12 protein-coding genes and 1 pseudogene are annotated in these 15,488 nt (G+C 59.7%); 4 read left to right on the top strand and 9 right to left on the bottom strand.

Features of this window, described 5'->3' with window-relative positions:
- Nucleotides 1–60: 60 nt before the first annotated feature.
- Nucleotides 61–2,019: an aminotransferase class I/II-fold pyridoxal phosphate-dependent enzyme gene (locus tag LCH97_RS03445; RefSeq protein ID WP_227303410.1), complete on the bottom strand. Its 1,959-nt coding sequence runs from the start codon at nt 2,017–2,019 to the stop codon at nt 61–63.
- Nucleotides 2,020–2,208: 189 nt separating this feature from the next.
- Between LCH97_RS03445 and dinG the strand changes: the two genes are divergently transcribed.
- The 4 genes and pseudogenes from dinG (at nt 2,209) to map (ending at nt 7,017) form a co-directional block, all read left to right on the top strand.
- Nucleotides 2,209–4,344 carry an ATP-dependent DNA helicase DinG gene (gene dinG, locus LCH97_RS03440; RefSeq protein ID WP_227303409.1) on the top strand — a complete coding sequence of 712 codons (2,136 nt, stop codon included), beginning with the start codon at nt 2,209–2,211 and terminating at the stop codon, nt 4,342–4,344.
- Between the two features lie 170 nt (nt 4,345–4,514).
- Nucleotides 4,515–4,802 (top strand): annotated as a pseudogene (locus LCH97_RS03435) (DUF3579 domain-containing protein); the annotation flags it as partial.
- Between the two features lie 150 nt (nt 4,803–4,952).
- Entirely contained in the window at nt 4,953–6,080 is a 1,128-nt protein-coding gene (locus LCH97_RS03430) for a porin (RefSeq protein WP_227303408.1), read from the top strand.
- Between the two features lie 136 nt (nt 6,081–6,216).
- Nucleotides 6,217–7,017 carry a type I methionyl aminopeptidase gene (map, locus tag LCH97_RS03425; RefSeq protein WP_227303407.1) on the top strand — a complete coding sequence of 267 codons (801 nt, stop codon included), beginning with the start codon at nt 6,217–6,219 and terminating at the stop codon, nt 7,015–7,017.
- 72 nt (nt 7,018–7,089) lie between these two features.
- Here the strand turns inward: map and prmB are convergent, their stop codons facing one another.
- From prmB to LCH97_RS03385, 8 genes are all read right to left on the bottom strand, one after another.
- On the bottom strand, nt 7,090–8,034 hold the full coding sequence (gene prmB, locus LCH97_RS03420) for a 50S ribosomal protein L3 N(5)-glutamine methyltransferase (protein WP_227303406.1): 945 nt from the start codon (nt 8,032–8,034) through the stop codon (nt 7,090–7,092).
- A gap of 124 nt (nt 8,035–8,158) precedes the next feature.
- The gene (locus LCH97_RS03415) at nt 8,159–9,532 is read right to left on the bottom strand and encodes a phosphomannomutase/phosphoglucomutase (protein WP_227303405.1); all 1,374 of its coding nucleotides are present in this window, start codon (nt 9,530–9,532) and stop codon (nt 8,159–8,161) included.
- Between the two features lie 64 nt (nt 9,533–9,596).
- Entirely contained in the window at nt 9,597–10,622 is a 1,026-nt protein-coding gene (trpD, locus tag LCH97_RS03410) for an anthranilate phosphoribosyltransferase (RefSeq protein WP_227303404.1), read from the bottom strand.
- Nucleotides 10,623–10,653: 31 nt separating this feature from the next.
- Nucleotides 10,654–11,223: an aminodeoxychorismate/anthranilate synthase component II gene (locus LCH97_RS03405; RefSeq protein WP_227303403.1), complete on the bottom strand. Its 570-nt coding sequence runs from the start codon at nt 11,221–11,223 to the stop codon at nt 10,654–10,656.
- Nucleotides 11,224–11,570: 347 nt separating this feature from the next.
- Nucleotides 11,571–12,359 (bottom strand): MetQ/NlpA family ABC transporter substrate-binding protein, encoded by a 789-nt coding sequence (locus tag LCH97_RS03400; RefSeq protein WP_227303402.1) that lies wholly within the window; start codon nt 12,357–12,359, stop codon nt 11,571–11,573.
- A 95-nt stretch (nt 12,360–12,454) separates the two neighbouring features.
- Complete coding sequence (locus LCH97_RS03395) at nt 12,455–13,132, bottom strand: methionine ABC transporter permease (RefSeq protein WP_227303401.1); 678 nt, start codon at nt 13,130–13,132, stop codon at nt 12,455–12,457.
- Entirely contained in the window at nt 13,133–14,143 is a 1,011-nt protein-coding gene (locus LCH97_RS03390; RefSeq protein ID WP_227303400.1) for a methionine ABC transporter ATP-binding protein, read from the bottom strand.
- Nucleotides 14,144–14,372: 229 nt separating this feature from the next.
- The gene (locus LCH97_RS03385; protein WP_227303399.1) at nt 14,373–15,377 is read right to left on the bottom strand and encodes an HD domain-containing phosphohydrolase; all 1,005 of its coding nucleotides are present in this window, start codon (nt 15,375–15,377) and stop codon (nt 14,373–14,375) included.
- Nucleotides 15,378–15,488: the final 111 nt, after the last annotated feature.

Here is a 15,488-nt window from a genome sequence, read left to right as displayed (position 1 = left end):
TTCAGGGTTTTAGCGAAGCGGTACAGCTGTTTAACAAAACGCTATCCGCTGGCCATAAGGTCAGTTGAACCAGGCGCGACTAGGCAAGCTAGCCAGCTCGTCATCACGCAGCACCCGCACGCAGAACTCACCGCCCTCCTCGGCCAGGCCGTGCATTTCTATGCTCTTTTGCGTTTTCAGCAGCCGCGCCATATAGGCCACGATATTGGCTTCGATCACCTGGCCCGGCACCAGCACCGGGATACCCGGCGGATACGGCACGATCTGATCGCAACACACGCGGCCGGTCAGCGCCGTGTTCGGCAGCCCGTCATCGTCCAGTAGCGGCAGGCGCTCGCCCGCCTCATAAAACGCGTCGCGCGGCAGGCAGGCCAGGCGGGAGAAGCCGGGGATTTCCGGCATTTTGCCCAGCGCACGCGGCGCGCGCTGCTCTTTGGCCAGGCGTAGCAGCGCGTCAAACAGGCGCGACATCTTGCTGCGGGTGGTACCCACGGTGAGCAACAGGGTGATGGTGTTGAAGGTAGATTTTTCGATCTGGATGTTGAAGCGCTCGAACAAGGCGCGCTGCAGCTCATCGGTGGAATAACCGCTTTGCGAAATGTCCACCGTCAGCTTGGTGGGGTCCAGCTGCACGCCGTCGCCGCGCACCGACTCTGGCAGCAGGTCGTCCAGCTCCAGCACGCGAAAAGCGCCGGTGGAGTTGATCTTCTGCCGCAGCTCCTGCGCCAGCTTCAAGGCACGGTCCAGCAGGCGGAAGCCCTCGGTCACCGCCTGCTTGCGCGCCACGTCCAGGCTGGCAATCAGGTTGTATTGCGGGCTGGTGGAGGTGTGCATATTGAAGTTTTCGCGGAACAGGTGCTCGTCGAACGTGGGGTCGTTCACGTGGATCATGCTGGCCTGCGAAAATGCGGACAGTATCTTGTGCGTGCTCTGGGTAACGTAATCCGCGCCGGACTCCAGCGCCGTGGGGCGGAAGGCGTGGTGGAAACGGGCGTGGCCGTACCAGGCTTCGTCCACGATCACCTTGATGCCGGCGGCGTGCGCCGCTTCGATGATGGGCTTCAGGTCGTAGCGCAGGCCATCGTAGGTGCAGCTGGTCAGAATCAGCACGCGCGCGTCAGGGTTGGCCGCAATGGCATCGAAAATCACCTGCTTGGGTACCGGGCCAAAAATGCCGTACTGGCGGTTGACGGACGAATCCAGGTATACAGGCTGCGCGCCGGACAGAATCACGCCGTGGTGCACAGACTTGTGGCAGTTGCGGTCCAGCAGCAGCTTGTCGCCCGGTGCCAGCAGGGTCTGGAAGATCACCTTGTTCGAGGTGGAGGTGCCATTGGTGGCAAAGTAGGTTTTTTTGGCGCCAAAGGCCTTGGCGGCCAGGGTTTGCGCCTCCGCTATCACACCGGTGGGGTGTAGCAGCGAGTCCAGCATCGGCACTGATACCGACAGGTCGGCGCGCAGCATTTCCTCGCCGACAAAGTCGTAAAAATCCCCCACCCATGGGCTGCCTTTTAGCGAGTCTCCACCGGCGTGGCCTGGCGTGTGCCACGAATCCTTGGCCATGCGCACGTATTGCTTGAGCTTGTCGTAAAACGGCGTGGCGGCTTTTTCGCCCATCTCTGCAGCCAGGATGCGGAACCAGCCGTTGAAATCGCGCTCGTCGCGGTAGAAATAGCCATCAATGGCGTGGCTGGCCAGCTCTTCCATCACCACTTTTTCATCGTCATCCTGCAGCAGGATGTATAGCGACAGCTCGGGGCGCAGGCGGTTGATCTGGTTAGCCAGCTGCACCGCAGGCTGGGTCGTGCCTTTCTCTTTCAAGCCCTTGTCCACCAGCACGATCTGCACTTCGCCATCGCTACCGGCGCGCGCCAGGGCGTCGCTACTGCGGCCAACCCCTTCAAAACACAGGCCAAACGGGTTGGCCATCTTGCCTGCTACCGCAGCCAGCTCGGCCAGCACGTCGGCCTGCCAGGCAGCATCATCGCTTACCACCAATACTCTGCTCACCGGATTCATCGGTGCTCTCCTCTGGATACAGCGTGTTTTTATGATGTCTGTCGTACTGTTATGGCCGCAGCTTGGTACGGCTTTGTTTGACGCTATCGTAAGCACAGCGCAGCCACAATGTCATGCTGCAGGCGCAAAACAGCATGGTCGATGTCGCCTTGGCAGCAGGGGGTGCGCCAATCCGCTACAATGCCGCCCATGCTGACCGACATCGAAAAAAACCTGCTGCGCGACCACTATCGTGCCATCTCCGAAAACCTGCCCGGCTTCCGCCCGCGCGCGGCGCAACGCCGCATGCTGGCCGAAATCGCCAATGCTTTTGGCCGCTGCAGCATGCCCCCTGCCGACAGCGAACAAGCGCCGGAAGACAATAGTGGCGACAGTATCGTGGTCGTAGAGGGCCCTACCGGTGTCGGCAAAAGCCTGGCCTACTTGCTGGCCGGCGGCGTGATGGCCAAGTCGCGCGGCAAGAAACTGGTGGTCACCAGTGCCACTATTGCCCTGCAAGAGCAGCTGGTGAACCGCGACCTGCCCTTTGTCATAGAGAAAAGCGGCCTGCCGCTGACCTTTGCCCTGGCCAAAGGCCGTGGCCGCTATTTATGCCCCTACCGCCTGTACCAACTGACAGCCGACACGGCCCAAGGCGAGCTACTGGCCATGGACCCGAGCATGGCGCTGTGGGAGCGCAAACCGGAACAAGCCGAGATCGACGCCCTGCGCGAACTGGCTGACGAGTTCTACTACCGCCGCTGGAACGGCGACCGTGACACCTGGGCAGAAAACATCCCGGACGAGCTGTGGCGCCGCGTGACCAACGACCGCCACGGCTGCCTGAAAGCAGGCTGCCCCAACCGCGCCGAGTGCCCGTTCTATCTGGCGCGCGACACGCTGGAAAACGTCGACGTGGTGGTAGCCAACCACGACTTGATGCTGGCCGATGTATCCATGGGCGGCGGCGTGATTCTGCCCGCGCCGGAGCAAAGCCTGTACTGCATCGACGAGGCACACCACTTGGCCAAAAAAGCGGTCAACCAGTTTGCTGCCGAGCACAGCCTGGCGCAGGCCATGGCCTGGCTGGACAAAGTACCGGCACTGGCCACCCGCGTGCAAACGCTGATCGACAAGCCCGAGCTGTGCGCCAACGCCATGGATGCCGCTGGCGCCTGCATGGAAAGCCTCACCGAATGGTTGTGGCTGCTGCAAGGCGTCACCGAGCTGGAGGCCAATAGCGACAACCTGGAGCCCAGCTGGCTGATCGAAGACGGCGTACTGCCGGAACACATGAAGATCCCTGCGGCCAACATGGCGCTATCGGCGCGCGCGCTATACAAAAACCTCACCGGCATGGCCGACGCCATCAATGCGCTACGCAAAGACAAACAGCAAGACGCGGTGCTGCTGGACAAGCTGAATTCCGATGCCGGCTTTTTTGTCGGCAAGGTGGAGCCGCTGGTGGCACTGTGGGACCTGTACGAGCGTGAGCCGGACGAAAACGCCCCGCCAATCGCCAAATGGGTGACCCGCCGCGCCGATGGCAAAGGCGACTACATTTTCTCCGCCTCGCCGGTCAGCGCGGCCGGCAGCCTGGCGGCCAACCTGTGGCGGCGCGCCTCGGGCGCCCTGCTCACCTCGGCCACGCTGCGCTCGCTGGGCAATTTCGACTTGCTGCTATCGCAGACCGGCTTGAAATGGCTGCCGGATGTGCAATGCGTGGCGCTGGACTCGCCATTCAATTTCAGTGAACAAGGCGAGCTCTATCTGCCGCCGCTGCACGCCACGCCCAAAGACCCGGCTGCCCATACCCGCGAGATCATCGAATGGCTACCTCGCCTGGTAGACCTGACGCAGCCGCTGGGTACGCTGGTGCTGTTTACCTCGCGCCGACAGATGCAGGAAGTGGCCGAGGGCATCCCCGCCGAGCTGCGCCAGTGCGTGCAAATGCAGGGCGAGCTACCCAAGGCTGTACTGCTGGCCAACCACTACACCGCACTGAAAGAACAGCGCCCCAGCGTGCTGTTTGGCCTGGATTCGTTCTCGGAAGGGCTGGACTTGCCGGGCGAAGCCTGCGTGCACGTGATCATTGCCAAGCTGCCGTTTGCCATGCCGGACGACCCGGTTGGCCGCACCCTGTCTCGCTGGATCGAAAAGCGTGGTGGCAACCCGTTCATCGAGCTCACCGTGCCGGAGGCGTCGATCAAGCTGGTACAGGCGGTGGGCCGTCTGATCCGCACGGAAAGCGACTACGGCCGCGTGACTATCCTGGACAACCGCATTGTGCGCCAGCAATACGGCAAGCGGCTGCTGGCATCGCTGCCAGCTTTCCGCCGGCTCTGACATTGGGGAAAACCGCCGCCGCAACAATATGGCTAAAACGTGATGTGAAATCGTTTTTAGGCTAGAATTAGGGTCAACCCGAATGACCTGCTAGGCAATACATGCCTAATTCGATAAAACAGGCGGCGGGCTGAGACCACACCCACAAGAACAAGCGCCCCGGTTAAGCCATGATCTGCAACCCGTATGAAATTGTAATACAAGGCCTCACATCTGAAGGCCGCACCTTCCGCCCCAGCGACTGGGCCGAGCGCCTGGCCGGTATTCTGGCGTCGTTCGGCGACGATCAGAAGCTGGCCTATCACCAGTTTGTGCGGCCCATGATGCTGGACAACGTCCGCTGTGTGGCCGTGGACAAAAAACTGGAAAAAATCCAGCCAGCGGTTTATCGCTTTCTGATGGACTTCGCCAAAGACAACGATCTTCGCATCGTGGACTGCCGCACCCTGATCGACGAAGTTTACCCCAACCAGTTTCTGGCCTGATTGATTCAGATTAACTGAACATTAATCAGGCTGTCACAGCATGCTCATTGCAGTGCAACATTTGGCCAGCACAATTGCCCCGTTTTCAAAAAACACCCGACACACGGGAAAACGGAGCATTAAATGCAAAAGAAACTGCTTGCCAGCCTGGTTACCCTCTCTCTTACCTCTTTCGCCGCTCACGCCGAAATCACTTGGTACGGCTTCCTTAGCGCCGGTGTTGAATCGGTTAAAGCATCGGGCAATGGCGACTTCAAAAAAGACGTACCGTCCACCGGCCGCGTGACCGACCAAAGCTCCCGCCTGGGCGTAAAAGGTTCGACCAAAGTAGAAGACGACGTTACCGTATACGGCCAGATCGAAACCAGCCTGCGCGGCTTCGACCAGACCGGCACCAATGACAAGGGCGAAACCGCTACCTTGGCCAGCCGTAACTCTTTCGTGGGCATCGGCGGCAACTTCGGCAAATTCGAACTGGGCCAGAAAGACTCGGCTTACAAAGCGCTGACCGACATCGGCCTGGACGCCATGTCCAACACCACCGCCAGCAGCCACGGCAGCAGCAACACCTTCTCCCGCGGTGAAGCTCGCCTGAAAAACAGCGTGCACTACCTGTCGCCAAACCTGTCCGGCTTTGATCTGGGCGTATCTTATGGCTTTGACGAAGCCCGCACGCTGGCCGCTAACGGCACCCGCCAGAAGAACGACCGCTTCTCGCTGGCCGGCAAATACAAAGCCGAGAGCCTGCAAGTGGCAGCCGGTTATGACCGCCAAGGCAGCAAGAACGACAGTGGCAACACCGCAAAAGAGCTGAACAGCACCGTTTACACCAAACTGGTCGCCAGCTACACCCTGCCAGGCGGCACCTTCATTGGTGCCGGTATCGAGCAGGCCAAGATGGACTACGCCACCGGCAAAGACCCGAAACAGACAGCTACCACGCTGACACTGGGTCAGACCATCGGCAAAACCACCCTGCGCGCGTCGTACAGCACCCTGGGTGCCCTGAAAAACACCCGTAGCGGCAACGAAGGTGACTACAAGGCCAAGCAGTGGGTGATCGGTGCAACTTACGACATCTACAAGCAAACCCAGCTGTACGCCTACGCCACCAAGATCAAGAACGAAAAATCGCAGAACGCCAACCTGGGCAACCCGGTATACGATACCGGCCTGGGCACCAGCGCTGCCAGCCTGACCAAGGGCAACGACCCGCAAGCCTTCGGCGCCGGCATTCGTTACACCTTCTAAGCCAGGTTGTTTCGATAGTCATTACCAGCGGGCACTTCGGTGCCCGCTTTTTATTGCCCACCGCACGCCACCCCCCGCTTGCCAGCAGGATTTGCTACCATACTGCGTTGACACATCAAACGACCCCACCTCAGCAATGTCCATTGTTATCAAAAACCAGCAAGACATCGAAAAAATGCGCATCGCCGGCCGCCTGGCTGCCGAAGTGCTGGATTACATCACCCCGTTTGTTAAACCGGGCGTGACCACCGAAGAGCTGGACAAGCTCTGCCATGACTATATGGTGAATGTACAGGGTACGATTCCGGCGCCGCTGAACTACGCACCGGATGGCACCAACCCGTATCCGAAATCCATCTGCACATCGATCAACCACGTGATTTGCCATGGCATTCCCGATAACAAGCCGCTGAAAAAAGGCGACATCGTGAACCTGGACATCACCGTGATCAAAGATGGCTACCACGGCGACAACAGCCGCATGTACTACGTGGGCGAAGTCAGCGAGTTTGCCCGCCGCCTGTGCAAGGTCACTTATGAGTGCATGTGGAAAGGTATCGAGAAGGTAAAACCGGGTGCCCACCTGGGCGATATCGGCTACGCCATCCAGCGCCACGCCGAAGCAGCCGGCTACAGCGTGGTACAAGAATTCTGCGGCCACGGCATTGGCACCAAATTCCACGAAGAGCCGCAGGTACTGCACTACGGCCAGCCTGGCACCGGCCTGGAAATCAAGGAAGGCATGATTTTCACCATCGAGCCGATGATCAACCAGGGCAAACGCCACCTGCGCCTGCTGGCAGACGGCTGGACCGTGGTCACCAAAGACCGCAGCCTGTCCGCACAGTGGGAACACACCATTCTGGTGACGGCAACCGGCTACGAGATCCTGACGACCTCGGACGGCACGCCACCCAAGCCGGTGTGGAAGCAATAAGCCACACGGCACCATGAAAAACCCCGCTACGCGTAGCGGGGTTTTATTTTTGCGGCCAACCTTGCAGACGGCTTAGATGTCGTCGTCAGCAAAGTCGTCGTCGTTCATCGGGTCGCCCATACCGGCAGCCACCAGGTCTTCACGTGTCAGCAAGAACACAAAGCCATCACCGCTTTGGGTTTCCATCCACATGAACGGCAGGCTCGGGTAGGAGGCTTCCAGCACGTCGCGGTTATGGCCGATCTCGACCAGCAGCACGCCGCCCGGGGTCAGCAGTCGCGCCGCGTTTTGCAGAATCACGTGGGTGGCATCCAGGCCATCCTCACCCGAACCCAGCGCCAGCTCCGGCTCGTGCAGATACTCCTGCGGCAGCGCTTCTACCGACGGCGCATCCACATAAGGCGGGTTGGAGATAATCAGGTCGTATGGCTCTTCCAGGCCTTCTACCAGGTCGCTATGGATCAGCTGGATACGCTCTTCCAGACCGTAGTTCTGGATATTGATGCTGGCCACTTCCAGCGCGTCCAGCGAGATGTCTACCGCATCGATCTCGGCATCCGGGTAATGATGCGCCAGCTGGATAGCCAGGCAGCCAGAACCGGTGCACAGATCCAGGGCGCGGTGAACCAGCTCCGGGTGTTCGATCCACGGTGCCAGCGGTTCGCCCATCAGCTCGTAGATGAAACTGCGCGGCACGATCACGCGCTCATCCACATAGAAGTTGAACTCACCCTGCCACGCTTCGTTAGTCAGGTAGGCTACCGGCACGCGCTCTTCGGCACGGCGCTGGATGCGGCCAAGCACATCCTGCACTTCGGACGGCAGCAAACGGGCATCCAGATACGGCTCCAGCTGCTGGATAGGCAGCTTCAGCGTGGACAGAATCAGGTAAGCCGCTTCGTCGTAGGCGTTGCTGGTGCCGTGGCCATAAGTCAGCTCAGCCTCATTAAAACGCGACACGGCAAAGCGCAGCAGGTCGCGTACGGTCTGGAAAGTACTGGCGGCTTCAGCGTACATCGGGTGTCCTTTCTGTTCGGTAGCGCCCTGTTGGCGCTACCCATGATAAAAGGTTGGCCGCAGCCAACCTTTGGTCTTGTTCATGCATGCCCGGGGGCAATCGCGGCTAGGCCGCGATTATCGCCTAGAACGGCAGTGTTGCGCTGGTTTCCTGCGCCAGAACACGACGGAAATCGTTCTGGATGCGCGCCAGCGCCGCTTCGTTGTCGGCTTCGAAGCGCAATACGATCACCGGCGTGGTATTGGAAGCGCGCATCAGGCCAAAGCCGTCTGCGTACTCTACCCGCAGGCCATCGATGGTAATGATGTCCTGCGCACCGTCAAACTGGGCTGTTTCCTGCAGCTTGGCGATCAGGCTGTGGTTTTCACCCTCGGCGGTTTTCAGGTTCAGCTCCGGCGTGGACAGTGCATTAGGCAGCGCGTTCAGCACGGCAGACGGGTCGGCCACCTTGGACAGAATCTCCAGCAGACGCGCGCCGGTATACAGGCCGTCGTCAAAACCATACCAGCGCTCTTTGAAGAACACGTGGCCGGACATTTCACCCGCCATGCCCGCATCGGGGTTGGCCTTCAGCGCCGCTTTCATGAAGCTGTGGCCGGTACGGTTAATCATCGGCACACCACCGGCAGCCTGGATGGCCGGCGCCAGCAAGCGGGTGCATTTCACGTCGTAGATGATTTTGGCGCCAGGCTGGCGGCTCAGGACGTCCTGGGCAAACAGCATCAGCTGGCGGTCTGGCCAGATAATGTTGCCGTCTTTGGTCACCACGCCCAGGCGGTCGCCATCACCGTCAAACGCCAGGCCGATTTCCGCGTCGGTTTCCTGCAGGGCGCGAATCACGTCTTGCAGGTTTTCCGGCTTGGCAGGGTCCGGGTGATGGTTGGGAAAGTGGCCGTCTACTTCGCAGAACAGCTCGTGTACCTCGCAGCCCAGGTCTTTGAACAGGCGCGGGGCAAAATCACCCGGCACGCCGTTACCGCAGTCCACGATCACCTTCATCGGGCGTGCCAGCTTGATGTCGCCAATGATGCGCTGATGGTAAGCCTCGGCAATATCGTGCGTACGGTAAGCGCCCTCGCCTTCGGCAAAATCGTTGTTCACGATGCGCTGGTACAAGGTCTGGATCCAGTCGCCCGCCAGCGTATCGCCGTCCAGCATCATTTTGAAACCGTTGTAGTCCGGCGGATTGTGGCTGCCGGTTACCATCACGCCAGAGTAGGTTTCCAGCTGGTAAGCGGCAAAATACAGCATCGGCGTCGCCACACGGCCAACGTCGATCACGTCCACACCGGCAGCACGAATACCGTCAGACAGGCGGCCAGATAGTTCGGGGCCGGACAAGCGGCCATCGCGGCCGATACAGATGGCAGACACATTGCGCAGGCGTGCTTCACTACCAATGGCACGGCCAATCAGGAAAGCTGCGTCGGCGGTGAGGGTGTCACCCACCACGCCGCGAATGTCGTAGGCTTTGAAAATGGATTGAGCGATAGTCATGAATATAAAGGCATCTATAAGGCAAGGTTGGCCGCAAGTGCCGCAAGGCAGCTTGCGGATGGCATTAGGCGATATTTTGACTGAGCTTCACTAGCGCGTCGAGCTTGGCGCGTGCCGCACCGCTATCAATCGCTGCGGCCGCTGCCTGTACGCCGTCGGCCAGGGAGCCGGCCACGCCGGCGGTATAGATGGCTGCACCGGCATTCAACAGCACGATATCGCGCGCCGGGCCGGGCTCGCCGGCGAGCACATCCAGCAAGAATTGCCTGGAAGCATCGGCACTCTCGGCTCGAATCGCCGATAGCGGCGCCTGCGACAAACCAAAGTCGGCAGGGTTAAGCGCGTAATCAATGATCACGCCATCCTTCAGCTCCGCCACACGGGTGTCGCCAGACAATGTAATTTCGTCCAGCCCGTCACAACCATGCACGATCATCACATGCTCGCTGCCCAGCTCGCGCAGCACACGTGCCTGGATGCCCACCAGGTCGGGGTGGAACACGCCCATAACCTGATTCGGCGCACCCGCAGGGTTGGTGAGCGGGCCCAGAATATTGAAGATGGTACGTACGCCCAATTCCTTGCGCACAGGGGCCACGTACTTCATGGCCGTATGGTGATTGGGGGCGAACATGAAGCCCACGCCGATTTCGTCGATACAACGCGCCACTTGCCCGGCATTCAGGTTCAGGTTCACACCCAGCGCTTCCAGCACATCGGCACTGCCGGAGCTGGACGATACCGAGCGCCCGCCATGCTTGGCCACGCGCGCCCCAGCGGCCGCACTGACAAAGGCCGCGGTGGTGGAAATATTGAAGGTGTGGCTCTTGTCACCACCGGTCCCGCAGGTATCCACCAGATGGTCGCGCTGGCTCACCGGCACCTGGGTGGCAAACTCGCGCATTACCTGCGCGGCCGCCGCAATTTCCGACACGCTTTCTGTCTTGACGCGCAGGCCGATCAGGATGGCGGCAATCAGCGATGGCGGCACTTCGCCCCGCATGATCTGGCGCATCAGGTCCAGCATTTCGTCGTGAAACAGTTCGTTCTGGTCGATCAGGCGGTTAAGCGCGGCCTGCGGTGTGATCATGCATTATCTCCGGCAATAGGTCGTAAACGGCTCAGGCAAATTCGGTAAGGAAGTTTTGCAGCATCTGGTGACCGTGCTCGGTCAGGATGGACTCAGGGTGGAACTGCACGCCCTCGATAGGCAGGGTTTTGTGGCGCACACCCATGATCTCGCCATCTTCGGTCCAGGCGGTGATTTCCAGGCACTCCGGCAAGGTTTCGCGCTCGATCACCAGCGAATGGTAGCGCGTGCAGGTCACAGGATTAGGCAGATCACGGAACATGCCCACATTATGGTGCGACACCGGCGACACCTTGCCATGCATCAGCTGCTTGGCATGAATGATCTTGCCACCGAACGCCTGGCCGATACTCTGGTGCCCCAGACACACGCCCATGATAGGCAGCTTGCCGGCAAAATGATGGATGGCCGGTACCGAAATACCCGCCTCATTCGGTGTACACGGGCCTGGTGATAACACCAGATACTGCGGATTCAGCGCTTCGATTTCCTGCAGCGTGATTTCATCATTACGGAAAACCTTTACCTCTTGCCCCAGCTCGCCAAAGTACTGCACCAGGTTGTAAGTAAAGGAATCGTAGTTATCGATCATCAATAGCATAGTGGCTTCAAACCTTTGATTTTAAAGGACAGTGCAACACTCGCTGCCATGCACCAGCACGCATTCATACCCGCCAGAATGACCGGCGGCGTGTGTCAGCCCGTATTGCACCGTCCTGAAATTTTTCGCATCCGTACCATACCACAAACAGCGTGCCTTTCATGAGAGGCAAACCCCGCAATAAGCACCGGTCACGCCGCTTGAGCCACAGTCAGCAGATGCATCACACGCCCAGGCTGTCGCCATGAGGCACCAAGACCAAGGGCCTGTCGCTTTGGCGACAGGCCCTTGGTGTTTGCCCCTGTTTCAACCGGCAGTAGCCCGCAGGCTACCCGCCAGCATCAGCATCAGAATGCCGGTACCACGGCACCCTGATACTTGCTCTCGATGAACTTCTTGGCTTCCGGGCTGGTCAGCGCAGCAGCCAGTTTCTTGATCGCCGGGCTGTTTACGTTGTCCTTGCGTGCCACCAGCAGGTTGGCGTACGGCGAGGTGGTTTCGGCAAACAGGCCGTCTTTTTTCGGGTTCAGCTTGGCTTCCAGCGCGTAGTTGGCGTTGATCAACGCCAGATCTACCTGGTTCAGCACGCGCGGCAGGGTGGCAGCTTCCAGCTCTTTCAGCTTCAGGTCTTTCGGGTTGGCCGCAATATCTTTCTTGGTCGGGTACAGATTCTTGCGGTCTTTCAGCTTGATCACGCCGCCCTGATCCAGCAGCAGCAGCGCACGGCCGGCGTTGGTCGGGTCGTTCGGAATGGCTACGGTGGCGCCCTTAGGCAGGTCGGCTACTTTCTTGAATTTGGCCGAGTAGGCGGCAAACGGCTCGATGTGTACCGGCTTGCTGGCTACCACCAGCGTGGTGCCGCGGTCTTTGTTGAACTTGTCCAGGTAAGGAATGTGCTGGAAGAAGTTGGCATCCAGCTGCTTTTCCTGCACCTGGGTGTTCGGCAGTACGTAGTCGTTGAATACTTTTACTTCCAGGTCCACGCCCTGCTTGGCCAGCGCAGGTTTCAGCGCTTCCAGGATCTCGGCGTGCGGTACCGGGGAGGCGGCCACGGTCAGTTTCACGTTTTCTGCCTGAGCGGCAAAGGCGATGGCGGCCAGGCCAACGGCGGCGGCCAGTTTGCTGATGCGGGTCATGGTTTTTCCTTTTTGAGAGAAAGTCTTCCCCCTGCCCGGCCGGATCGGCGCGGGCATACGGGGCACAGCAGGTTGAATGGCGTTAAAACATGTAGTTAGTCGAAGCGACAGCGGCGTACCAGGCTGTCACCGGCCGACTGCAGGCCTTGCACCAAGGCCAAAAGCAGTACCACAGTGACGATCATGATTTCGGTCTGGAAGCGCTGGTAGCCGTAGCGGATGGCCAGGTCACCCAGGCCGCCACCGCCGATTACACCGGACATGGCTGTGTAGCCCACCAGCGCCACGGCGGTAACGGTAGCCGCGCCGATCAGGCCAGGCAGCGATTCCGGCAGCAGCACCTTGAACATGATATGCGGCAAGCGCGCGCCCATGGACTGGCTGGCTTCGATCACGCCACGGTCCACTTCACGCAGCACGTTTTCAACCAGTCGGGCAAAAAACGGCACGGCACCAACCACCAGCGGCACGATGGCACCAGCCACGCCGATAGAAGTACCTACCAGCAACAGGGTAAACGGCATCAGCACGATCAGCAGAATGACAAACGGCAGCGAGCGCAGCACGTTTACCAGGAAGGACAGCACCGCGTACAGACGTGGGCGGGCACGCAGCTGCCCCGGCGCCGAGATGAACAGCAACACGCCCAGCGGCAGGCCGGCCAGCACGGTAAACAGCATCGACACGCCCAGCATGGTGAGGGTATCCAGCGTGGCTTCGCCGATTTCGACCCAGTCGATTTCCAGCAGCAGGTTCCAGTCAAAATCCAGCATTTACAGCACCTCGCAACGCACACCCTCGCGGGCAAAGATGGCCGGCAGGGCCGACACGTCTACATCCGACGCCACTACACCGGCCAACAGCTGGCCAAACGGGGTGTCCTTGATTTCCGATAGCGTGCCGGACAGCAGGTTGACGCGCAGACCCACCTCGCGGCCAACCTTGTCCAGCACCGGCTGCAGCGTTGGCTCACCCACAAAGGTGAGTTTGATCACTGGCGTGGCAACACGCTGGCGCCAGATGCCTTGCAGTGCCCCCTGCCCCATGCCGGTTTCCGCCAGCAGGCTTTGCGTCACCGCGTGCTGCGGTGCCAGGAACACGTCCAGCACCTTGCCCTGCTCCACTACACGACCGTGGTCCAACACCGCCACGCTATCGCACAGCTGGCGGATGACGCGCATATCGTGGGTAATCAGCACAATGGTCAGGCCCAGCTGGCGGTTGATGTCGGCCAGCAGCGCCAGGATGGCGTCGGTGGTTTCCGGGTCCAGCGCGCTGGTGGCCTCGTCGCACAGCAACAGGTCGGGGTGATTGGCCAGTGCCCGGGCAATGCCGACGCGCTGCTTCTGGCCGCCCGACAGCTGCGACGGGCGCTTGTGTTTGTGATCTTGCAGGCCGACTAGCGCCAGTAGCTCGTCCACGCGGGCATCCATCTGCGCCGGGCTTTGGCCACCGGCCAACTCCAGCGGGAAGCGCACGTTGGCCGCAACGGTGCGCGAGCGCAGCAGGTTGAAATGCTGGAACACCATGCCGATGCGCTGGCGGCGCTGCTGCAGGGCACGTTCGCCCAGGCGGGTGATGTCTTCGCCATGCAGGCTGACGTGGCCGCTGTCCGGCCGCTCCAGCAGATTCAGGCAGCGGATCAGCGTGCTTTTGCCAGCGCCGGAGCGGCCGATGATGCCGTAGATTTCGCCACTGGCAATCTGCAGGCTGACGTTATCCAGCGCGGCCACGGTCTTGCCGCCGTGCTGGTAGTGTTTGCTGATGCTCTGTACTTCGATCATGCCTTGCCCTAGCCCCGCTAGCGTTGACGCAGCAGGTTTTGATAAATATGGGCGCAGTCTATAGTGATCGATTGGATACAAAAAATAATATAATACGAAATCTTTATTCTTTTTGGTTATTTGGCAAGTTTGGATGCCTTGGGTTCAGGCATATCACCATCATGGTCGCACCCAGCAGGCATAAAAAAACCACCTGCAATGCAGGTGGTTTCACCATAAAAGAGCCAGGTCAGTCGGAGGCTGCCGGCTCGTCGCGCAAGCGGGTCTGGATATCCAGCACCTGTTCCAGGTTGGCCAAGAAAGCATCCAGCACCTTGGGGTCAAAATGCAGACCGCGCTGACTTTCCATAAACTCCAGCGCCCGCGCAACCTCCCAGGCAGCTTTGTAGGGCCGTGCCGAGGTCAGGGCGTCGAATACATCCGCCACTGCCACAATGCGTGCGGCCAATGGTATGGCCTCACCACACAAACCTTGCGGGTAGCCGCTACCATCAAATTTCTCGTGGTGCCCCAGCGCAATATCGTAAGCCATACGCAACAGCGGCAACTCGCTGTCCTGCAAGAACTCTGCCCCCCGCGTGGGGTGGGTTTTCATGATGTCGAATTCTTCAGGAGTGAGTTTGCCTGGCTTGAGCAGAATATGATCCGGAATCGCCACCTTGCCGATATCGTGCATGGGTGCTGCCAGAAATATGCGCTCTTCGATTTCCGGCCCCAGCCGCAGGCCGCTGGCAATAATGCGCGCATAGTAGGCCATGCGCTCGATGTGGCGACCGGTTTCCGGGTCGCGCGATTCGGCAATGTGTGACAGGCGAATCACCAGGTCTTGCGCGGCGACCTCGCGCAGTTGGCGCTGGGCCCGGCGCAGCTGCAGCAAGTTCTGGATACGGGCACGGGTTTCCGGCGGGTCCAGCGGCTTGGTAAGAAAATCGGTAGAGCCGCTTTCCAGCGCGCTCTGACGCACGGCTTTCATATCACTGGTGGTAACCATGATGATAGGAATATCGTGGATGTGGGGCATGGCACGCAGGGCATGAATAAATGCCAGCCCATCCATGCCGGGCATCATGTAATCGGTCAGGATCAGGTCTGGCGTATTGCTAGCGCACCATGCCAGCGCAGCCGGGGCGTCCTGCATGGTGAGCGGCTCACAGTCTTGTATGCGGCCAACCAGGTGGCGCATCACCATCAGGTTGGCCGGATTGTCGTCGACAATCAACACTGTCATTCTCATGGCAAACTTTGCTATCCGTATAAGTGTTTTATCGAAAGGTGCCACATCTACAACAATATGCCGTTGCAGTGCATTGTCAACAATACCATTATGATACTTATAGATATCCAT

This window comes from Vogesella sp. XCS3 (assembly GCF_020616155.1).
Lineage (GTDB): Bacteria > Pseudomonadota > Gammaproteobacteria > Burkholderiales > Chromobacteriaceae > Vogesella.
This window is presented reverse-complemented; position numbering and strand designations above follow the sequence as displayed.

Coding starts and splice junctions, on each gene's coding strand:
- dinG (WP_227303409.1), top strand. CDS start 2,209: ATGCTGACCGACATCGAAAAAAACCTGCTGCGCGACCACTATCGTGCC.
- LCH97_RS03415 (WP_227303405.1), bottom strand. CDS start 9,532: ATGACTATCGCTCAATCCATTTTCAAAGCCTACGACATTCGCGGCGTG.
- prmB (WP_227303406.1), bottom strand. CDS start 8,034: ATGTACGCTGAAGCCGCCAGTACTTTCCAGACCGTACGCGACCTGCTG.
- map (WP_227303407.1), top strand. CDS start 6,217: ATGTCCATTGTTATCAAAAACCAGCAAGACATCGAAAAAATGCGCATC.
- LCH97_RS03405 (WP_227303403.1), bottom strand. CDS start 11,223: ATGCTATTGATGATCGATAACTACGATTCCTTTACTTACAACCTGGTG.
- LCH97_RS03400 (WP_227303402.1), bottom strand. CDS start 12,359: ATGACCCGCATCAGCAAACTGGCCGCCGCCGTTGGCCTGGCCGCCATC.
- trpD (WP_227303404.1), bottom strand. CDS start 10,622: ATGATCACACCGCAGGCCGCGCTTAACCGCCTGATCGACCAGAACGAA.
- LCH97_RS03385 (WP_227303399.1), bottom strand. CDS start 15,377: ATGAGAATGACAGTGTTGATTGTCGACGACAATCCGGCCAACCTGATG.
- LCH97_RS03445 (WP_227303410.1), bottom strand. CDS start 2,019: ATGAATCCGGTGAGCAGAGTATTGGTGGTAAGCGATGATGCTGCCTGG.
- LCH97_RS03390 (WP_227303400.1), bottom strand. CDS start 14,143: ATGATCGAAGTACAGAGCATCAGCAAACACTACCAGCACGGCGGCAAG.
- LCH97_RS03430 (WP_227303408.1), top strand. CDS start 4,953: ATGCAAAAGAAACTGCTTGCCAGCCTGGTTACCCTCTCTCTTACCTCT.
- LCH97_RS03395 (WP_227303401.1), bottom strand. CDS start 13,132: ATGCTGGATTTTGACTGGAACCTGCTGCTGGAAATCGACTGGGTCGAA.